This is a genomic window from Microbulbifer donghaiensis, from assembly GCF_900129095.1.
Lineage (GTDB): Bacteria > Pseudomonadota > Gammaproteobacteria > Pseudomonadales > Cellvibrionaceae > Microbulbifer > Microbulbifer donghaiensis.
Genome location: NZ_FQVA01000002.1, coordinates 1 through 19,990, shown reverse-complemented (window position 1 = coordinate 19,990; position 19,990 = coordinate 1). Strand labels below are relative to the sequence as shown.

The 19,990-nt window shown below is 59.0% G+C and carries 21 protein-coding genes; 9 read left to right on the top strand and 12 right to left on the bottom strand.

What is annotated here, in order from left to right:
- Positions 1-105 precede the first annotated feature (105 nt).
- From BUC36_RS10465 to BUC36_RS10455, 3 genes are all read right to left on the bottom strand, one after another.
- Positions 106-933, bottom strand: coding sequence for a hypothetical protein (locus BUC36_RS10465; protein WP_073274888.1), 828 nt, complete (start codon positions 931-933; stop codon positions 106-108).
- A 28-nt stretch (positions 934-961) separates the two neighbouring features.
- On the bottom strand, positions 962-1,384 hold the full coding sequence (locus tag BUC36_RS10460) for a DNA polymerase III subunit chi (protein ID WP_073274886.1): 423 nt from the start codon (positions 1,382-1,384) through the stop codon (positions 962-964).
- Between the two features lie 144 nt (positions 1,385-1,528).
- Positions 1,529-2,995 carry a leucyl aminopeptidase gene (locus BUC36_RS10455; protein ID WP_073274884.1) on the bottom strand — a complete coding sequence of 489 codons (1,467 nt, stop codon included), beginning with the start codon at positions 2,993-2,995 and terminating at the stop codon, positions 1,529-1,531.
- A 191-nt stretch (positions 2,996-3,186) separates the two neighbouring features.
- On the opposite strand from BUC36_RS10455, the gene lptF reads away from it, so the two are divergent.
- Together lptF and lptG are read left to right on the top strand one after the other, a co-directional pair.
- Positions 3,187-4,320, top strand: coding sequence for an LPS export ABC transporter permease LptF (gene lptF, locus BUC36_RS10450; protein ID WP_073274882.1), 1,134 nt, complete (start codon positions 3,187-3,189; stop codon positions 4,318-4,320).
- Positions 4,313-5,374 carry an LPS export ABC transporter permease LptG gene (gene lptG, locus BUC36_RS10445; RefSeq protein ID WP_073274880.1) on the top strand — a complete coding sequence of 354 codons (1,062 nt, stop codon included), beginning with the start codon at positions 4,313-4,315 and terminating at the stop codon, positions 5,372-5,374. The genes lptF and lptG overlap by 8 nt, the downstream gene beginning before the upstream one ends.
- Before the next feature lie 66 nt (positions 5,375-5,440).
- Here the strand turns inward: lptG and BUC36_RS10440 are convergent, their stop codons facing one another.
- Both BUC36_RS10440 and BUC36_RS10435 read right to left on the bottom strand, forming a co-directional pair.
- Positions 5,441-5,932: an RDD family protein gene (locus BUC36_RS10440; RefSeq protein ID WP_073274878.1), complete on the bottom strand. Its 492-nt coding sequence runs from the start codon at positions 5,930-5,932 to the stop codon at positions 5,441-5,443.
- 68 nt (positions 5,933-6,000) lie between these two features.
- Positions 6,001-6,441, bottom strand: a complete 441-nt coding sequence (locus tag BUC36_RS10435; RefSeq protein WP_143186953.1) for a hypothetical protein — start codon at positions 6,439-6,441, stop codon at positions 6,001-6,003.
- Between the two features lie 526 nt (positions 6,442-6,967).
- Here BUC36_RS10435 and BUC36_RS10430 point away from each other — a divergent pair.
- A complete protein-coding gene (locus BUC36_RS10430; protein ID WP_073274874.1) occupies positions 6,968-9,670 on the top strand; it encodes a family 20 glycosylhydrolase in 2,703 nt (900 codons plus the stop codon).
- A 33-nt stretch (positions 9,671-9,703) separates the two neighbouring features.
- On the opposite strand, the gene BUC36_RS10425 is transcribed toward BUC36_RS10430, so the two are convergent.
- Positions 9,704-10,390, bottom strand: coding sequence for a class I SAM-dependent methyltransferase (locus tag BUC36_RS10425; protein ID WP_073274872.1), 687 nt, complete (start codon positions 10,388-10,390; stop codon positions 9,704-9,706).
- 85 nt (positions 10,391-10,475) lie between these two features.
- On the opposite strand from BUC36_RS10425, the gene BUC36_RS10420 reads away from it, so the two are divergent.
- Genes BUC36_RS10420 through BUC36_RS10405 form a run of 4 tightly spaced genes read left to right on the top strand, consistent with a single transcriptional unit; the run spans position 10,476 to position 13,800 of the window.
- Positions 10,476-12,110, top strand: coding sequence for a GMC family oxidoreductase (locus BUC36_RS10420; RefSeq protein WP_073274870.1), 1,635 nt, complete (start codon positions 10,476-10,478; stop codon positions 12,108-12,110).
- A complete protein-coding gene (locus BUC36_RS10415) occupies positions 12,107-12,910 on the top strand; it encodes a putative RNA methyltransferase (protein WP_073274868.1) in 804 nt (267 codons plus the stop codon). The genes BUC36_RS10420 and BUC36_RS10415 overlap by 4 nt, the downstream gene beginning before the upstream one ends.
- 13 nt (positions 12,911-12,923) lie before the next feature.
- Positions 12,924-13,379, top strand: a complete 456-nt coding sequence (gene tadA / locus BUC36_RS10410; protein ID WP_073274865.1) for a tRNA adenosine(34) deaminase TadA — start codon at positions 12,924-12,926, stop codon at positions 13,377-13,379.
- Position 13,380: 1 nt separating this feature from the next.
- Positions 13,381-13,800, top strand: coding sequence for a potassium channel family protein (locus BUC36_RS10405; protein WP_073274864.1), 420 nt, complete (start codon positions 13,381-13,383; stop codon positions 13,798-13,800).
- A gap of 25 nt (positions 13,801-13,825) precedes the next feature.
- On the opposite strand, the gene BUC36_RS10400 is transcribed toward BUC36_RS10405, so the two are convergent.
- Positions 13,826-14,926 (bottom strand): glycosyltransferase family 25 protein, encoded by a 1,101-nt coding sequence (locus BUC36_RS10400; protein ID WP_159436008.1) that lies wholly within the window; start codon positions 14,924-14,926, stop codon positions 13,826-13,828.
- Positions 14,927-15,489: 563 nt separating this feature from the next.
- On the opposite strand from BUC36_RS10400, the gene BUC36_RS10395 reads away from it, so the two are divergent.
- Together BUC36_RS10395 and BUC36_RS10390 are read left to right on the top strand one after the other, a co-directional pair.
- Positions 15,490-16,689 carry a multidrug effflux MFS transporter gene (locus BUC36_RS10395; protein WP_073274860.1) on the top strand — a complete coding sequence of 400 codons (1,200 nt, stop codon included), beginning with the start codon at positions 15,490-15,492 and terminating at the stop codon, positions 16,687-16,689.
- Positions 16,689-17,336 carry an SOS response-associated peptidase family protein gene (locus BUC36_RS10390; protein ID WP_073274856.1) on the top strand — a complete coding sequence of 216 codons (648 nt, stop codon included), beginning with the start codon at positions 16,689-16,691 and terminating at the stop codon, positions 17,334-17,336. The genes BUC36_RS10395 and BUC36_RS10390 overlap by 1 nt, the downstream gene beginning before the upstream one ends.
- Before the next feature lie 316 nt (positions 17,337-17,652).
- Here BUC36_RS10390 and BUC36_RS10385 read toward each other — a convergent pair whose 3' ends face one another.
- The 5 genes from BUC36_RS10385 to BUC36_RS10370 all read right to left on the bottom strand — a co-directional run.
- Entirely contained in the window at positions 17,653-17,940 is a 288-nt protein-coding gene (locus BUC36_RS10385; RefSeq protein WP_200797256.1) for a hypothetical protein, read from the bottom strand.
- Positions 17,941-18,112: 172 nt separating this feature from the next.
- Positions 18,113-18,397 carry a hypothetical protein gene (locus BUC36_RS10380; protein ID WP_073274854.1) on the bottom strand — a complete coding sequence of 95 codons (285 nt, stop codon included), beginning with the start codon at positions 18,395-18,397 and terminating at the stop codon, positions 18,113-18,115.
- A 374-nt stretch (positions 18,398-18,771) separates the two neighbouring features.
- Positions 18,772-19,017 carry a hypothetical protein gene (locus BUC36_RS18800; protein WP_143186952.1) on the bottom strand — a complete coding sequence of 82 codons (246 nt, stop codon included), beginning with the start codon at positions 19,015-19,017 and terminating at the stop codon, positions 18,772-18,774.
- A 121-nt stretch (positions 19,018-19,138) separates the two neighbouring features.
- Positions 19,139-19,579, bottom strand: a complete 441-nt coding sequence (locus BUC36_RS18795) for a hypothetical protein (protein ID WP_143186951.1) — start codon at positions 19,577-19,579, stop codon at positions 19,139-19,141.
- A gap of 167 nt (positions 19,580-19,746) precedes the next feature.
- On the bottom strand, positions 19,747-19,990 hold a 244-nt coding region (locus BUC36_RS10370; protein ID WP_200797255.1), incomplete at its 5' end, for a transposase.

Sequence of the window (19,990 nt, the reverse complement as noted above, 5' to 3'; positions counted from 1 at the left end):
AAGGCGGGAATTATACCGCCGGGGTCGGGGCGGCAAAAGGCGGGTTAGGGCCCGTTGACACTAAATTCGATGGCCGCGTCCCTTCGGGTTGCGCCTTAACAGGCCCTAGTCTCTCGCCTCCAATTCGTCGAGCATCAGCTCGATGCGGGCGCGCAACTGGCGTTCCAGTTCCGGCAGCTGCTTGGCTACCAGGCGATCGACCAGCTGCTGGCGTTCCGAAGCGTCAGCAGTGCGCGATGCGACGGCTGGCGGCTCGGGTTCGGGCAATTCTGCGTCTGGCAGCGTCGATTTCTCCGGAGTGGGTGGTGGCGAGGCGGGGGCGCTAGCCTCCGTCCGGACGGTTGCGGGTTCGGCAGCGGTGATTTCTTCGGGAAGCAGCGATACCTCGGCCGCCACTGGCTCCATAGGTGTCGGTTCAGATTTGGGCACGCGGCCGCCGGTCAGGCGTGCGCGGATATGTGCGGGTAGGAAGGGGTTTTCGGTGGCCGGAGTCGCGGCTGGCTCCGCGAACAGTTCCTGCTGTTGCTCCTGTCGCGTCCCTTTCCTGGGGGCTTCCCCTGCGGCCTGCGGCTGCGGTTTGGCGGCCGGGTTTTCTCTCTCGCCGTCGGTCACGGGCAGGTCCTGCAGCGGGCGCAGCAGTTTGAGATCGGATTCGTTCAGCTCGCTGCGGTAATCCTCGGGCAGCTCCTCGTCGACTGGCGAAAAAAGGATCGGCAGATCGATATCCTCGAGGGAAGTCTGTGGTCGCGGGGTGGGCGCCTGTGTCGCTGGCGCCGGCGGCTTGCCGGGGGCCGCCACCTGGTCGAGCAGGGGAATATCGCCGATGTCGTCGCTGCCGAGCAGATCGCGCAGGGAATTCAACTCGTCGAGCAGGTCACTGGACTGACCCCGTTCGTGTCCGCGCTGCTTGTGTTTGTTTTTTCGACCGGACATGGCTGTGTAAGTGGCTGCTTACCAAGAGTTAATTGATTTTATGCGATTGTAGCGGATATCCGCGATCGCGGAAGTGGCTGAAGCGCGATCGGGACCGCGCCAGCGAATCCGGCTGCTGTACCACGATTTCCGCCAGCCGCTCAAAACGGCTGAACCAGCCGGGTACTTCACTGCACAGGTTGATCAGCAGGCCGTGATGTATGCCTGGGTCTTCGCCACAGTTGATTTCCACCGCGGCATTCTGCTCGGCACCCTGTGGCGCGTGGGGCAGGAAGCTGTCCTCGCGGAAAGTCCACAGCAGCTGATCCAGCTGTTCTGCCCGCTCCCGGTCGTCCACCGCCAGCAGCACCCGCAGGCCGCTGCGGTAGGCCTTCTCGGCCAGGCGGCAGGCAAACAGGTCGGCCTCCTGGGGCTGTGCGGAGGCGAGTACATAGAAATCAATGCGGGTCATTTTTTATACAGGTGGTTTGTTGCTGATTCACAGACCTGGCGGTCCGGCGATGCGAAGCTGGCGGCGGGCTCTCTCGCCGGCAACTCCGCTATTCGAGGCGATCGGGCCACCGGCCCGACCGCTCGCGGTTCTCGCCGTGCGTGCCTATTGGCCGAGCAGGTATTCCACCAGCAGCGGCACCGGGCGGCCGGTCGCCCCCTTGGCGGCACCCGAGTTCCAGGCACTGCCGGCGATATCCAGGTGCGCCCAGGTGTAGTCCTCGGCGAAACGGGCCAGGAAGCAGGCCGCGGTGACGGAGCCGGCTTCACGACCGCCGATATTCTGAATGTCGGCGAAATTGGAGTCCAGTGATGACTGGTATTCGTCCCAAAGTGGCATCTGCCAGGCGCGGTCACCGGTGCGTTCGCCGGCGGCGAGCAAGTCCTTGGCCAGCTCTTCCTTGTTCGCATAGAGACCGGTGGCGTGATTGCCCAGGGCGATCACACAGGCGCCGGTGAGGGTGGCGACATCGATGACCACTTCAGGCTTGAACTTGGCGGCGTAGGTGAGGGTGTCGCACAGGACCAGGCGACCTTCGGCATCGGTATTGAGGATTTCGATGGTCTGTCCGGACATAGAGGTGACGATATCGCCGGGCTTACTGGCGCGGCCGCTGGGCATGTTTTCCGCTGCGGCAACCAGTCCCACCACGTTGATTGCCGGCTGCAGCTCCAACAGCGCATTCATCACGCCGAAGACACTCGCGGCGCCGCACATATCGAACTTCATTTCATCCATCTGCATGCCGGGCTTGATGCTGATGCCACCGCTATCGAAGGTGATGCCTTTGCCGACGAGTACTACCGGTTTTTCTGTGGCCTTGCCGCCCTTGTACTGCATGGCGATCAGCGCCGGCGCCTGCTCGCTGCCCTTGGCGACACTCAGGAAGGCGCCCATGCCGAGAGACTCCATCTTTTTCTCATCGAGCACGGTGGTGGTCAGTTTTGCGTGTTTTTTAGCCAGTGCGCGCGCTTCCGTGGCGAGATAGGCCGGGGTGCAGATGTTGCCGGGCAGGTTGCCCAGCTCCCGCGCCACATTGCTGCCGCTTGCCTGGGCCGCGCCCAATTCTGCGCCCTGTTGTACCGCTTTGAGTTGTTTGCGTTCCGGGGCATGTACGGTGAACTTGACCAGTGGATTGCCCTTGGCGTCGCTCAGGCAGCGGGTGAATTTATAGGCGGCGAGACCGGCGGCGAGCGCCAGTTGCTGGGCCTGCCAGGCGCTATCGGCGTCGGCGACCTCCAGTTCAGTCAGGTAGCTGGTGGCATCTTTGTAGCCCTTGACGGCGTTGGCACTGGCTTTAGCCAGCTTGCGGAAGTCCGCCTGGCTGAGCACACCGTCGCCGCTGCGGACCAGCAATACACGCTCCGCCGGACCGTCCACTAGGTTCAGCAGCAGGGTGCTGCCCAGCTTGCTGCCCAGGTCGCCGCGCTTCAGCACTTTTCCGATAAATCCACCGGCTGCCTGGTCCAGGGCGGAACCACTGCTGCTGAGGCGGTTCTTGGCATCTGCTGAAATGATGGCGCAGGCGCTGCGCTGCGTGCTGATATCGGAGACCTTGGCAGAGATCTGCATAATTCCTTTTCCTTAATACCTGAAAAATCTGAACCAATGTCTCTGGGTCGAGACATTGCAAATTATTTTGGCGATAATGCGCCGCACAAGTTTAACCTGCCATCTGCTGGATTGCTGTATTCGGTGGGAACTTGCTCAATTTTTGATCCACAATTCATCACACCGCTGTCGCCAAGGAATCTGTTCGTCCTGTGATTATTTTCCGCTACCTCTGCCGCGAGCTGCTTTTCGCCACGCTGGCAGTCAGCGCTGTTTTGATGTTGATGGTGATGAGTGGCCGTTTCGTGAAATACCTGGCGGAGGCGGCTGCCGGCGATCTCTCGGCCAATATCCTGTTTTCCCTGATCGGCTATCGACTCCCCAGTTTCCTCGAGCTGGTGCTGCCGCTCGGCCTGTTTGTCGGCATCTTGCTCGCCTACGGCCGCCTGTATATCGAAAGTGAAATGACGGTGCTGCACGCCTGTGGTTTCAGCGAGCGCCGCCTGTTGACGTACACATTGGCGCCGGCTTTTATGGTGGCGCTGGTGGTAGCGTCGATGAGCCTCTACTTTTCGCCGACAGGTATGGAGCGTTCCTCTGGCCTGCTGACGGCGGATAAGTCGCGTAGCGAATTCGATCACCTGGTGCCGAAGAAATTTGTCGCCACTGAAGGCAACAGGGCGGTGTATTACGCGGATTCCCTCAGCAAAGACAAGTCCACCATGCACGACGTGTTTCTCGCCGAGCTGGGTGGTGCCGGCGCGGAAACCGAGGCCGACCAGCAGATTGTGATCCTGGCGCGGGAAGGGGTGCAGCAGATCGATCCGGATACCGGGCTGCGCTACCTGGTGCTGCGCGACGGCTATCGCTATGAGGGAGTACCGGGGCAGCGGGATTACCGCTTGATGAAGTTCACCAGTTACGAGGTGCAGCTGGAGGTTCAGCAAAAGCGCAGTAACTGGGGCGATCGAATGGAAGCCATGTCTACGCTCGATCTGTTGCGCAGCGATTCTCCTCAGGAGCGCGCCTTCCTGCACTGGCGCTTCAGCCTGCCGGTGCTGGTGATGGTGGTGGCCGTACTGGCGGTGCCGCTGTCGCGCACCAATCCGCGCCAGGGACGCTACGCCAAAATGATGCCCGCCGTGCTGTTGTACATCACTTATCTGGTCATGCTGCAGGGGGTGCGCGGAGCCATCGAGGACGGCAAGATTGGCAATCCGGCTGCAATATGGCTGGTGCATCCCCCGTTCCTGATCCTGGGGCTGGTGCTCCTCGGTGGCGGCAACTGGCGCCGGCGCCCGAAGCGCCCGCCCGCAGAGCCAGCGGGAGGAACATCAGATGCGTAAGCTGGATTTGTATATCGGCCGCACTATCGCGCTGGCCGTCGGCGCCGTGCTGCTGGTGATTGTCGGGCTGGATGTGATCTTTGCCATGGTCGATGAGCTGGGCGAGATGAAGGGCGACTACCAGTTTGCCGACGTGCTGCAGTACGTGGCCTGGAAGATTCCGGATGGTATATACGACCAGCTCGGTTTCTCCGCGCTGGTGGGCTGCATGGTGGGTCTGGGCACACTCGCCGGCACCAGCGAGCTGACGGTCATGCGAGCCGCCGGAGTTTCCATCGGCCGCATCGCCTGGGCGGTGATGAAGCCAGTTCTCCTGCTGATCCTGGTGGGGCTGGCGCTGGCTGAATTTGTTATTCCCAAGACCAACCAGGTCGCGGAAAGCCTCAAGGCCAGGGAGCTTGGGGAGCTCGAAGCCAGCGGCCTGGAGCAGGGCCTGTGGCTCAAGGACAGTGGCGAGTTTGTGCATTTCAATGCGGCATTGCCGGATGGTGTGCTGTATGGCGTTACCCGCTACCGCTTTGGTGAAGATCGCGAGCTGCAGCGGGTGGAGTTCTCCGAGCGCGGCCGCTTTGACGGCGACGAGTGGATGCTGGAGAACAGCCGCGCCACCATGTTCACGACCGAGCGATCCATAAGCGAAGTCACTTCGGAGAGCGAATGGCCGACAGATGTCTCGCCAGAGCTTTTTGCCCTGGTCGTACCCTTGCCGTCGGATCTGTCGCCGCGAAACTTGTGGTCCTACGGCACATTCCTCGATCGCAAGGGCGAGGATTCCAGCCGCTACTGGCTGCAGTTCTGGAAAAAGCTGTTGCAGCCACTGACCATCGCCAGTCTCGTCATGGTGGCCATCTCATTTATTTTCGGCCCGTTGCGGGAAGTGACGACCGGTCTGCGGGTATTTACCGGTGTGATCGTGGGCATAGTGTTTCAGACCATGCAGGATATGCTCGGGCCATCCTCGCTGGTATTCGGCTTTCCGCCGTTTATCGCCGTACTGGTGCCGATACTGTTTTGTTTCGCCGTGGGATGGCTGCTGCTCCAGCGGGCCCGCTGAGTATCGTGGCGGGGCGGGCGGCTGGGTGCTGATCCGGCCGCGTATCGGGCGAAATTCTTCTCTTCCCTACTTTTTCTTCTTCGGCAGTAACCGCACTTCCGATCCGGACGCGATGTCGTGCCAGCTGGCCCGGTCTGCGCGGGTCCATCCCCAGAAATAACCCAGGCCAAGGCAGGCGACCGACAGGGATGCAGTCGCGGCCCGCAGAGCACACTGCTGCCAGCTCAGTTGCACACCGTCGGGGCTTGCCAGCAGCAGGCGCCAGGCGCGCATGCCGATCGTCTGGCCGGCGGCGCGCCAGGACCATAGGAAATACGCAACGATAACCGCCAGCGCCCCCAACTGGAACAGCGGGCCGCTCACGCAGGGGTTGTAGTCCAGGTCCTCTGGCTGGCAGTTCAGACCTACCACAGCGGAAGCGATCAGCATCGCCACGAAGCCGTACACCATCAACAGGCCCATAATGATCAGTGCATCGTACAGGAGTGCGGCCAGGCGCCGGCCGACGCTTGCGCGGGGCAGTTGTGCAAAGGAGGTGGGGGTGTTTGGGTTGCTCACGGCAATCTCCGCCAGGGATTAATTGGCGGAGATTCTAACAAAACGGCAATCGATGCAGGAGTTGGGCTCTAGAACTCGTACTCGAACGAGAATTTGAACTTGTCATCGGACAGGCGCACATCGTAGTCGAAGGCCTTGCCGATCTTGCCGTGACCGCTGGTGTAGCGCATAAGGCCGCTGTCGAGTTTGCGTTTGTTCTTTTCGCGATAGGTCTGCCAGCCCATCTGCAAGATTTCATTGAGGGCTTTACCGCCGGTTATCGGCTGGAATTTTTCCGGGTTGGTGTGCATTTGCAACCACTGGTGATTCAGGCGTCGCTGCACTATGCCCATGGAGTTGTTGCGGAGGTTTTCCGCCGACTGGTAGAGCGCCTCGTTGTCCATGCCAAAGGCGCTGTCGATGAAAAAAGTCTGGTCGGCTTGCAGGTTCAGGGCGCTGCTGGAGTCGGGGATGAACAGGTCATCGGCGAGGCAGGAACTGGAAGCGGGAAACAAAAGGAGGCTAAACACGACGGACAGGTGTTTACTGGGAAGGAATCGAGAACTGCAGAGTTCCATGTTGTCTACCCCGGGTGTTTACTTCTTAGCCACACGACTGCATGTCAGTCGCTGAATTTATTATGGTTCACCCTTAATGAACTGTTTGTATCTCACAACTTCGGCGTCTAATGCAACCTCGGTTTGTGGACCTCCCCAGAAAGTCGGTCATCCAGCTGCAGGCCGCACCAATACTGGGTTTTCTCATTGTTGTTCAAATTACTGAAGCAGTGCGAAGCAGTACGCCAAAGTTTCTTATTGTCGCTTTTCACGATACAGCCTCCTGTTTAATGAAAACTTGATCTAGGTCGCGTATTCGATCGACCCTATGGATGTCGCGGGCTGTTTGGCGTCGTCGCGTTGCTGGGCCACTGGGGCGGTGACATTCATAGGGGGTTGAGTTGGCGTGCCGATTGGGCTCGACGCTTATCGAGTACTGGTTGACAGCGTTGTCTTTTTCGCTATGGTGGCGGTTTCGATAAAGAATAAGAGATAAATCATGACCCGCGCCCCACATTTCCTTGCCCTGGCTCTCGCCGGCCTTTTGGCCTCCTGCAGCGCGTCGGATCCCGGCGAGTACAGTGCCGCGGAACGTATTGCGCGGAATTTCGCCGTGAGCCAGGAAGTATTGACCAACTTTCAGGGGGTAGACGCGGACCTGCGGGCTGACTGCAAGCGCGCGGGCGGTAGCGGCGCAATCTGCTCCACATATCGCATCACGCTGGTCAACGAGGGGCCGGCGGTCGGCGCCGACGAGCGGGACTGGAGTCTCTATTTTCACAGTGTGCGCCGCACGCTGAGCCTGTTGAACCGCGACGACTTTGCGCTGGAGCATGTCAAAGGGGATCTGCATCGCCTGGTACCGACCGGCAAGTTTGCCGGTATCGGCGCCGGGGAAGCCCTCGAACTGGATTTCCTGGCGGAGTTCTGGATGCAGTTTGAATCCGACTTTATGCCGCGGCTGTTCACCGTCGACGGCGCCGGTGGCGCCCATGTGATCGAGTCCACCGATAGTGACGGCATTGAGGGCCTGGTCCTGCCGATCAACAAGAACAACCCGGCAAACTGGAAGCGAGCCGCGAACGACGCCAATGTGCTGGCCTCGGCCGGAAGCCGCTACGCCGAATTCAGCGACGATCTGTCGCAGGCGCACGACAGCTGGCGCGAGCGCATAATCCCGCAACCGCTGAAAACGGAGCGATCCGGTGAGCCGGTTGCACTCGCGACCGGCATTGCCGTGGACGCAGGGTCACTTGCCAGCCCCAGCCTGCACGCTTTCCGTCAGCGCCTCGAACAACTGCAGCTGGCACCGACCGGTCCCGGCGCCTACCCGGTACGGGTGCATATCGATGGCAGTGCATTTGCCGCCAAGACGACCGGCGCCTACCAACTCAAGGTCGGCGAGCGCGGTGCTCAGGTGCTCGGCTACGATCAGGCGGGTGCTTTCTACGGTCTGCAGTCGCTGTTGGCACTGGTGGATGTCAAAAGCCGCACCCTGGCGCGGGTCGATGTAGAGGACGCGCCGCGCTTTCCGCACCGCGGTATGTTTCTGGATGTGGGGCGCAACTTCCACAGCAAGGAAGTGGTGCTGAAACTGCTGGACCAGATGGCCGCCTACAAGCTCAACCGCTTCCACTTTCACCTGTCTGACGACGAGGGCTGGCGCCTAGAGATTCCCGGGCTGCCGGAACTGACCGCAGTGGGCAGCCAGCGCTGTTTCGATCTCAGCGAAACGCGCTGTCTGTTGCCGCAGCTCGGTTCCGGGCCGCACAGCGACAACAACGGCAGCGGTTATTTCAGCGTCGATGACTATATCGAGATCGTCCGCTATGCCGCCGCGCGCCATATAGAAGTCGTCCCCGAGTTCGACATGCCCGCTCATGCCCGCGCGGCGATCGTGGCGATGGAGGCGCGCTACCGCCGGCTGCAGGCTGAATCGCCGGAGAAGGCCGGCGAGTATCGACTGCTGGACCCGCAGGACGACACCCGCTTCCTGTCGGTGCAGTTTTACGATGATAGCTATATCAACCCCTGTATCGATTCCACCTACCACTTTGTCGGCAAGCTGATTCGCGAAGTTCAGGCAATGCATCAGGCCGCCGGCCAGCCGCTTGGCAGCTGGCACTTTGGCGGTGATGAGGCGAAAAATATCCTCGCTGACAACGGCTTCGAAAATGCGCCGGGCAGCGATCCGGACAAAGGAGATGTCGCCGCAGAGGCGCGCCAGCAACCGTGGAGCAACTCCCCCCAATGCCAGAAGCTGGTGGCCAGCGGTGCGGTAGCGTCCATCGAAGAACTGGGTGCCTTTTATGCGAAGCGGGTCAGCGGCCTGGTGGCTGAGGCGGGCATTGCAACCATGGCTGCGTGGCACGACGGGGTTAAGCATATCGACAATGCCGAAAAGGAACTCGCCAGCGAAGACAACTATGTGAACTCCTGGGAGCAGCTGCCGTGGGGCGGTACTGCTCACAGCGCTCATCTGGCGGAAGCAGGATTCGACGTGGTTCAGTCCCACTCGGACTTCCTCTATTTCGATATGCCTTATGAGGTGGATCCCAAGGAGAGTGGCTACTACTGGGCGTCGCGTCATACCGATACCAGGAAGGTGTTCAGCTATGCTCCGCTGAATACGGCACAGTTGGCGGAAGTCTCCACCGACCGCGATGGCTACGGCTGGTCGGCGACAGCCCCCGGCGCCGCGTTCGCCGAACGGGTGCGGGGCATTCAGGGGCAGCTGTGGAGCGAAGTCGTGCGCACTGATGCCCTGGTGGAATACATGATTTTCCCGCGCCTGCTGGCCCTGGCGGAACGCGCCTGGCACCGGGCGGACTGGGAGCTGCCTTTGATCGAGGGACAAGAGTTTTCCGCGGAGACCAATGCCGTCGACAAGCGCGCCGTGGACGCAGACTGGCGTGAGTTTGCTGCGGCACTCGGCCACAAGGAATTGTTGAAGCTGGATCTCGGCGGCGTGGGATACCGGGTGCCGGTACCCGGCGCACAGGTAGAGAATGGCCAGTTGTTGACGGCGTTACCCTATCCGGGCCTGGATCTCGAATACTTTGACGGCGAACGCTGGCAAGCCGTCACCGACCCGGTGCCGGCTGCGGCGGCACAAGCGCTGCGCGCCCGCAGTGCCGATGGGCGGCGTGCCGGCCGCGCCGTCGAACTCGAAGGGCCCCGGCCGAGTACGGCGCAGCGCTGAGTAGCCGCGCGGACCTGGCCCCGGATGTGGCGGTCAGGTAGCCCGCCCGCTCAGGATCAGCGAGGCGGGTCTGCCGGTTTGCGGGTGCAGGGGTTCCCGCAGGCGGACCACTTCCAGTCCGTTAGCGCGATACAGCTCCAGCCAGCTCTCCAGCGTGCGGAAGTACCAGGGCGCCGGGTCGCTGAAATCCTCACTGAAACCGTCCCAGCTGCCGGGGCGCCAGCCGTCGCGATATTCCCTGTCGCCGCAGGCGGTGAGCGGGTGCAGCGTTTGCACGACCAGGTGTCCACCGGGCCTCAGCAGGGCCGGCGCCGCGGCGAACAGCTTAGCCACGGATACCTGGCCAATCAGCGAGAAATTGCACGCCAACAGGTCGAATTGCTGACGCAGCTCTCCCGCAGCCAGTGCGTCGTAGGATAGCTGCCGGTATCGCTCTCCCGGCCCGGCGCGCCGCCGGGCCGCTTCAATGAGTTCGGGCACTCCGTCGATGCCCAAGACTTCGGCTCCGCTTGCCGCCAGCGCTCGCGACAGCCAGCCCTCGCCGCAGCCCACGTCGAGCACCGAGCCGGGTTGGTGGTCCAGCACGGCAGCTACAATTGCACCATCTGTAACCATTTTGCGGCTCGCGATAGTGGCGCCATCGATCGCACGGATCCAGGGTGCGGCATTGCTGTGCCAGCTTTGCAGGATTTTTTTATCGCTGAATTCGGAATCGCTCATCGGTACATTTCTTGACGTCTTGTGATTTTGTAGTTGTCGAGTGTACCGTCGGGACAATTCCAACAACAAAAAGGGCTGAGAGCCTATGCCTCGCCAGATGGTGTTCGACTATGTGATTGTCGGTGGAGGTTCCGCCGGATGTGTGCTGGCCAACCGCTTGAGTGCCGATGAACAGCACCGGGTCTGCCTGCTCGAGGCCGGCCCCGCGGATCGCAGTCTGCTGATCAGTATGCCTGCGGGCATCGGCTACCTGGTACCGGGTAAGCGCTACAACCTGCACCACTACACCGAGCCGCAACAGCACCTGGAAGGGCGGCGCCTGTTCTGGCCGCGCGGGCGGACGCTGGGGGGCAGCAGCGCTATCAACGCGATGATTTATATCCGCGGCAACGGCGCCGATTACGATGCCTGGGAAACGGCGGGCAACCCCGGGTGGGGCTGGCGGAATATGTTGCCGTACTTCCTGCTGGCGGAGGGCAACGAGCGCGGCAGTGATGCACACCACAGTGGCTACGGGCCGCTGAAGGTGTCTGATCTGAACTGGAAGACCGAGGCCGGACGCGCCTTTGTCCGTGCGGCGCAGTCAGCGGGCCACCGCCTCAACAACGATTTCAATGGCAGTCAGCAGAATGGCGTTGGATTCTACCAGGTGACTCAGAAGCGCGGCCGCCGCTGTTCCGCTGCGACAGCCTATCTGCATCCGGTGAAAAACCGCCCGAATTTGAGTGTATTCACCCGCTCCCAAGTCGGGCGCCTGCTGTTCAAGGGCGATCGGGTCACCGGCGTGCAACTGCTCAATGGAAAGCGGATCTTGGCCAATAAGGAGGTGCTGCTCTGTGCCGGCGCTATCCAATCGCCACAGTTGTTGCTGCTATCCGGTATCGGCCCGCAAGCAGAACTGAATAAATTCGGCATAACACTCCAGGCACACTTGCCCGGCGTGGGAAAAAACCTGCAGGACCATCTCGATATTACCCAGGTCGTGGAAGCCTCACAGCCGGTGACATTTTCCGAGTCATTTAAGCCCAAGCTGCAGATGGCGCTGCACTTGCCGGAGTTTCTCTTCCTCAACCGCGGGCCCTTGACCAATAATGTGGCCGAGGCCGGTGGATTTGCCTGTTCCAGCCGAGCGGGCGGCAATCCGGATATCCAGTTTCACCTGACGTCTGCACCGCTGTTCGAGCACGGCATGAAAAAGCCGCGAGGCTTCGGCTACTCGCTGCATGCCTGTGCGCTACGGCCCAGGAGTCGCGGCGAAATTACTCTGGCCAACGACGATCCCCGTTCTCTTCCGCTGATCCAGCCCAATTACCTGAGCGAAGTGGAGGATATGGCCGTAATGATGGAAGCCTTTGCGATGGCGCGCGAAATTCTGATGAAATCGGATTTGCAGCGTTATCACAAGCGCTGGTGGTCACCGCACAAAGCACTGATGAGTCAGATTTCCATCAAGCGATTTATTCGTCGCCACGCAGAGACCATTTATCACCCGGTGGGTACCTGCAAAATGGGCTCCGATGAGGACGCCGTGGTCGATGGGGAATTAAAAGTTCGCGGCGTCAATGGACTGCGTGTGGTGGACGCCTCCATAATGCCCACCCTGATCAGTGGCAATACCAATGCTCCGGTCATCGCCATTGCAGAAAAAGCCGCGGATTTGATATTGCGCAAAGAGCCGGCCCCACAACCCCAGCAAACGGAATCCCTGGAAGCAGAATGATCTGGCAATGTCCCGTATGTCATTTGTCCCTGGAACTGAGCGATAACGCCTGGCGCTGTGCCAATCGCCACAGCTTTGATTGTGCCCGCGAAGGCTACGTCAACCTGTTGCCCGTCAATAAGAAGCGCAGCAAGGAACCGGGAGACTCGCTCGAGATGTTGCAGGCGCGCCGCCGATTCCTCGAGGCGGGCTATTACCGGCCGCTGGTGGAGGCGATAGTGGCGTTGCTGCCCTACGTGTCGGGCCACCAGTTGCTGGATATCGGCTGCGGTGAAGGCTACTACCTGCGCCAGTTGCAGTCTGCCGGTTGGCCGGCACTGGCACTGGCGGGCGTTGATATTTCCAAGGCCGGCGTTCGTATGGCGGCGAAGTCTGATGCGGATATCCAGTTTGTGGTGGCGAGTAGCGTCGAGCTGCCGCTGGCGCAGGACAGCGTCGACCACCTGCTGCGCGTCTTTGCTCCGGCAGCGGATGCGGAGATGCTGCGCGTGATGAATCCGGGCGGTTCGCTGCTCGATGTAGCGCCGGGGCCCGAGCACCTTTGGCCGCTAAAGTCTGCACTCTATGCGGAACCGCGCCGACACGAACCGCCCAAACCGGTGGAGGGCTTTCGGCCGGAAGCGGAATTGCGCTGTTGCTTCCCCTTTAAATTGCAGGGGCGCGAAGCCATAGCAGATTTCCTCGCCATGACACCCTTTGCCTGGAAGGGCAGCAGTGATGTGCGCCGTGAACTGGAGCAGCGGGAGAGCCTAAAGCTGGAAGCTGACTTTGTAGTACGCAGGTTGATCTGCAAAAAATAACAGAACGGACTTTATGGCAACCCCGAGAGATTACGAATTCATGCGTCGCGCGCTGGAGCTGGCGGAAATTGCCGGCGAGCGCGGCGAGGTGCCGGTGGGCGCCGTGCTGGTGCGTGAAGGAAAAATTATCGGCGAAGGCAGTAATCGCCCGATCGGCAACTGCGATCCCAGTGCACACGCCGAGATAGTCGCGCTGCGCCACGCCGCGGAACAGCTGCAGAACTACCGCCTGCCGCAGACCACTCTCTATGTGACGATAGAGCCCTGCACCATGTGCTTCGGCGCTATGGTGCACGCGCGTGTCGGGAGGCTGGTGTACGGTGCCGCGGAACCCCGTGCCGGTGTGGTGGAGAGCCGGCTGAAACTCGGCGAAGCGGATTTTTTCAATCACAAAATCGCGCTGGAAGGAGGGGTGATGGCGGAAGAGGCCAGCAGTCTGGTACGGGAGTTTTTCCGGGGGCGGCGCTGAGATGCTCGTTGCGTGGCTGCTCAACAGTCTGCTGGTCGCCATGACGGTGGTGATCCACCACGAGGCGCTGAACGGTCTGTTTCGGCTGGGGCAGAAGCTGTCGGTAAGGCGCAACCTGGCGGTACTGATCGGTGTATTCGGCGGCTTGCTCGCGCACGTTGTCGAGATCTGGCTGTTTGCCATCGGTTATTACTTTATGGTGCACTCGATGCACTTCGAAACGCTGCAGGGCAACTTCGACGGCAGCCTGCTCGACTGCGCCTACTTTTCCTTCACGACCTATACGTCGCTTGGGTTTGGCGACATCGAGCCGATGGGACACCTGCGCTTCACCGCAGGCCTCGAAGCACTCACCGGACTGATGATGATTACCTGGACGGCATCCTTCATGTTCCTGAAGATGCAGAGATACTGGGAATAGGGGGCGGAGAGCCCCCAATTGCAGGTTAAAGTTTCATTCTGGTAGTGCGCCCGGGGCGGCTATTGGGTTTCTGAGCCGGATAAAATTCTCTCGCGTGCTGCCGCAAATAACGATGACGCTTCAAGCTGCGCCACAGTTTGCCCAGCGGGTGTAGCCAATAAAGCCAGGGCGCTACCCTGTCTCTGTGGACATTGGATTTCTTGATACTCGACTCGTGTTCGCTCTCCCACAGCAGGTGCGGTTCGACTCCGTACAGCCGCAGGTCAAATTCCCAGAAGTGATCGAACAGTTTGTCGATGGGCTCGAAGATGCGACTGCCGTAAGCCAATATTTTCTTCATGCCGGCACGATTAATCAGGTAACCCTGGGCACCGCACCAGCCGCGTTCAGGGCGCACCAGCTGGTGGCTTCCGTCTGTCAGAGGTTGTATGGCCCTGCGCTTGCGCACCTTGAGTCCCATCAGGCGGACCATCTCCACTTCGGCCGGCAGCTGCTCGAGTTCTGCCAGTACCCTGCCGAAGTCCGGCTCCAGGTGCACATCGTCCTCGAGTATGCAGACCCGCTCCAGCCCGGACTCATAGGCCCTGCGGATGGCGCGCAGGTGGGCGAGATAGCAGCTCACCTCGGAGCTTTTCAGTTCACAAAGGTGGCGCCAGCGGGTGCAGCTGCTGGCTATCCGTTCGCCTGCTTCCAGTGCGGGCATGCCGCTGCGGCCGTCGACGCCGGCGATAGTGCGTACTGGCAGTCGCTGCTCTTTCAAGGCCGCCAGTAGCGAGCTGGCCCTTTCTCCATCCGGATCCAGCGTAATCACCCAGCAGGGGGCAGTGGTGACAGGGGCCAGCCTGTCGACGGGTCGCTTTAGTGTGGGAGATTCGCGCCGGCGCAGACGCTTTCTTTGCGCTGGGGCGGCTGGGCGCGGTACCTCTCTCGGCTTAGCCACCATGGCCTGAAGGTGAGAGGCGCGGGAATCGGTTTCGGCAATTTCGGTATCGCTGGCAACTGCCGGCCCGCCGGGTTGCGGCCCGCCCAGTAACGCCCTCGAGGCCCGGTAGTGCGACAGGTCTGTGAGCAATTCAATCGAGCGCCCCAGTGCCGCCGAGATATTTAAACGTTTGGGGAGGTTCATCTGCATTCCCCCCATACGGCGCACGAGTCGAAACTGCGGACATCGAGCAGCGTACTCGGGCCGGCAACATGTCTGCCAAGCATGACGATCACCTGTATCTGCAACATTGTCGCCGCTTAGGGCGGGCGACAAATCCAGCGGTTGCTACTGCGTTCCGTGATCGAGCAACGACAACTAGGTCGGACTTCCGTATCTGTAAAACTGGATGTTAATGACTGACCATTTGGTCAGGTGCTTTTTCAAGGGGCGTTGTCGAGGGCCCTGTAACTCAGTGGCACCAACAATAATGCGGTCCGCGAAAGCGGCTCCGCAGTAATCATCTCTTGATCGATTAGTGAGTTTGATCGAGGTGCCGAATCTTAATGTGGGAGCGGACGAGGTTTCCGGGAGTGGTTCAATTTTTGCAAAACTGCCCTAAAGAACAGGTTTATTGCGGATATGTGACCAGGATTCTCCCTAGAACCCACTGTTTATCCTGCTAGAATCGGGAGGTCACCCCTGAGCGGCTGTCCATGGGATAGCATTGGGCGGGCGGTTCTCAGCAGAATTATTGGAAGCGAATTATGCAATCGGATCTGGTCAGGATGGCGCTGATTCTCGGGTTACTGAGCTGTGTCGGCCCCTTCGCGATCGATATGTACCTGCCGGCGCTACCGGCCATCGCCGACAGCCTGGGGGCGCCGGTAGAGGCTACCCAGTACACGTTGATGTCCTTTTTCGTGGCGTTCGGCATCTGCCAGCTGTTCTACGGTCCGGCCTCCGATATGTTCGGGCGCAAACCGCCGCTGTATTTCGGGCTTGTGCTTTTTGCGGTGGCGTCAGTCGGCTGTGCCCTCGCACCCACTATCGAATGGTTGATTGCACTGCGTTTCGTGCAGGGGATCGGTGCCGCTTCGGTGATGTCCATTCCCCGCGCCGTGATTCGTGACCGCTACACCGGTACCCAGGCGACCCGCCTGATGACCACGGTGATGCTGGTGATTTCCATCTCGCCGATGCTCGCACCTCTGGCCGGCAGTGCGCTGATCGGACCTCTCGGCTGGCCTTCAGTATTTATTGCGGTGGCACTGGCCACGGTCGTCAGCCTGATCCTGGCGGCCACCGGGCTTCCGGAAACTCTCCAGCCCGCAAATCGAGTGCCTTTCCGCTTCAGTGCCATGACCAGTGCTTTCGGCACACTGCTGCGCGATCCCGGCTTTATGGGGTTAACGATTATCGGTGGCTTCGGCATGTCGAGTTTTTTTGTTTTCCTGTCCACGGCATCCTTTTTGTACACGGGGTACTACGGCCTGACGCCGACGCAGTTCAGCCTGGCGTTTGCGTTGAACGCGCTCGGCTTTTTCGCTTCCAGCCAGTTTGCCGCGAATCTTGGCGAGCGATTCGGTGCCGTGGCGGTGGTGAGATGGGCGGTGACTGGTTTTGCTGTCAGTGCCTCCCTGATGCTGGCCGTAATTGCCGCGGGCTTCGCGGAGTTTGCCGTGCTGGTGGCGATGCTGCTGCTGTGCAACGTCTTTCTTGGGCTGGTGATCCCTACCTCTATGGTGCTGTCCCTCGAGGAACACGGCCCCATCGCCGGGACTGCCGCTGCCCTCGGCGGCGCCCTGCAGATGTTGCTCGGTGCCGTGGCCATTGTGATTGTCAGCCTCGTTTTCGACGGGACGCCCCTGCCACTGGTGGCTGCCATCGCGACCTGTGCGCTGGCGGCGCTGGCTATTTCCGCACTGACTCTGCGTAGTGCGCAGCCAGTCGCAGTGCAACCCTGATGTGCAGCGTCTTTGATGTAGATGATCACGCGGGAATAGAGCGATTTCTCGACATCTACGGTGTGCACCACCCACAGCGAATGATTTTCGGGCGCCGCCGGCGCCCGACACAGCAGGTTTCCATCGTTACCGCCCGGCACGGCGAGCCTGAAATCGAGAACGCGACCTGGCATCTCTATATGGAGCGGGATGGCGACGGCTGGAAGCCGCACCGCAAATACTGGTCGATCAACAGCAATTGGAAAAAACTCGGCAGCCGCCCCGAATACCGCAAGTCCCGCTGCCTGATTCCGGCGACGGCCTGGGTGGAGAGCCAGAGTGGCAAGAACCCGGTGGAGTTCAGTTACGGCGAGCCGTTTTTTTTCTGCGGGTTGTATAAGACCTGGGGTGAACTGCTCAGCTGTTCCATTATCACGCTCGATGCCCATCCGGCGACAAAAAAGTACCACGAGAAATCCCTGCCGATGATTGCCCCGGCGGATACGGATTTCGTCGAGCGCTGGCTGACGGGTGGTGAAGATACGGCGCAGTTCGAGCCCTATCTGCACCCGCATATTGAATACCACGGCAATTCACTAATGGTGCAGCCAGTGGTCAGGGCCACCTCGACGGAATACGCGGGAGAGAGAATCGGCGTCGAAGGATGACACTGTGGGGCGCATGATCGGTTGCTCGGATCGAGTACTCGCCTCACAGGTACTGCGAAGTAAAACGACCGAGCTCGAGCAAAATGTGCACAGAACCGGGAGTCCCACCGGGGTCAAACATCCACCGTCCAATCGAAGATTGACTGGGAAGGCGTCATCAGATTATGGCCATGCCCAAGCTCATAATGGGTACATGCGTGGAAAGGATATGAAGAACTCTATGTGAGTTCGGGGCTAAGGTGAAGATTGGTAATACTGGAGGACACCACTGCACTTCGCCTTCTGGCGAGTGCAGTGAACATGGAATAGACGAAGGCTATTTATTGCCTTGACCGTCCTTTCCATTGTCATCAGCCATCAGCTTCTTTGTATCCCTACCTACTGCCTTGGCGGTGTCGCGAACACCGTGCCCGACAGACTTAGTGATGTCTTTAGCTGCGTGACCGATCGCCCTGCCAGAACTCTTGAATTCCGCACAGGCGGATACGAAACACAGGCAAAGTAAGCCAAAAACTATTTTCTTCCAATTATTCGTCATTGCTGCCCCCATTGTAATTTTTATGTTGAGTTTCGCAATATAGTGGATTACTGAAATAAAGAACACACCGAATCTTGTTTTTAACCATGATATACCTCCGTGTTAGGCCGAAACCTAGCTATGCTGGGTGCCTACTATTCGTGGGTAAATCGGCCTTACAGCGCCCAATTCAGCGCGCGTTTGCACATCGCGGCGCGAGGCGCCCTTGCTGTTTTGACTTGTTGTGCGCCACGACTGATCACTTAAATAGCGTGGACAGACCGCCAGCAAAGCCACCGGCAACCATGAGGAAACATCCGACGACAAATACACCAATTCCGATTTGAAAATAGCGATACAAACGGAGCCCCTCGTCGTTGAGTACCTCTTTCGGTGGAATTGAGTTCTTCCAGAGCGCTCTAACATCCTGGATCTGGAGTATCTTTTCACGTGACACATGCTTATGGAGTCGGAACTGAATAAAGAAGGCCGCCGCAAACCCAATAAGCATTATGGGCAATATCACTACTTCAAAGGCATTCATTTCATTCTCTCACTTGCCGAACTCGTTGGCACATAAGGCCAACAGCAGCGGTCGAGCGTAGCGAGGTCCAGTCCCGCAGGAGCTATGCTGCTTTTTCTTATTAGATTTGATGGTTCAGTTGGTTGGTACATTTTTCACACAGCCCCTCTCTATTGAGATGAAGTTCGCACTCATTACCAAAGCGATTCCTTATCCCATAATCCCCATGCTTGGTATGAAGAACACCTGGTTTCAAACCCACTGCATGACAAAAAGAACACTTGTGGAATATATGGGGAAACTCGCCAAGATAATTTATCTCGCCTCGTTCCCACTTAAAATTCCAACCTAATGTTGCCAGCCGGAGCGTACAGTCTGGCCTGGTTAGGGTTGCGCTACTTTAGCACAACATTTGCCCCCAAAGACTCGAGGGTGTGGATAAGCGCATTTGCATTTTCTGCATTAACGCCTTCCAGTTCTTTAAGTTGCTTTTTCATTAAGCTGCGCGCTGTTCGCTTTAGTTCCGTTCCATGAAGAGCAGTACACATGCGCAATCGATCGCAAAAGGTACTTAACCGCCAGCCACTTTCGCCTGCCCATTTACCATCTTCAGACCATGACTCAATTAAAAGCGTCGCCATCCGATAAAACCTCACGCCGCCAGCAGGGGCAGCTTACCTTGTGCGCGTTTTGCGCGAAAATGGGAGCGCAGCGACCAGCGCAAGACGTGCATAAAGTAAGCCGTCCCTTTGCTGCGCTTTGTTAGGTGGGTTCGCTGCTCTGAACCGCAACCCCGCGAATAATTACTTTATCTGCGATTATACCCGCTATAGATGAAAAGCAGGCAGCGACCATCCAGGCCCCGCCTATTCCTGGGTTTTTATAAACAGGAAAAGCGAATTTATAGATTCCAACAAGAGTTACAAGACCTACACCATACAGCGCGCCACAGCGCCATAGGTGGCCCCAAATCGGTGCAACTAGATCTATCCATTGAGCTTTCACCATTTTTGCAGTAAGCGCTATCAATACGAAGCCTACAATCAAGCCATTTACGGCCAGAGTGACATCTCCGTTTCCAAATAGACTATAACCACCCCAAAAGTGAGCTGCAGGGCCTATCAGAAAAACCGACAGCCCCATCGAGATCAACAAAACTATAAAATAAAGTAACGGTGTTGCTATTTTAATTGCAAGTTTCACTCGGTCACCTAACGAGCCTGTAGAAAAATAGATCCTCAACACGGATCGGCAACGGCTCTTTTTCGATTATTGCGCTGAGCGAGATTTAACCACATTCGTTTTACATAATCACTCATTCCGCGAAGAGTGCCGCCTTTTTCGCAGGCGAGTGTGGATAACCCCGTGGATTAGTTAATCGCCCCATACCTCATTAACTTTTCTATGTTATGTACTAAACAGAACATCCGCCATTGTCCCTGCACTTTGCTTTTTCCACGCAAAGAGAAGCGACTCAGTCGCTTATTTGTCCCGATATTGCCGAACACCGGCTCCACCACCGACATTCGATGTGCGTAGATCGACTTGCCCTCGATACTGTCTACGCGTTTTTTCATCCAGTCCGTTGCCGTGCGGCCATTGGTCCAGGTAGTG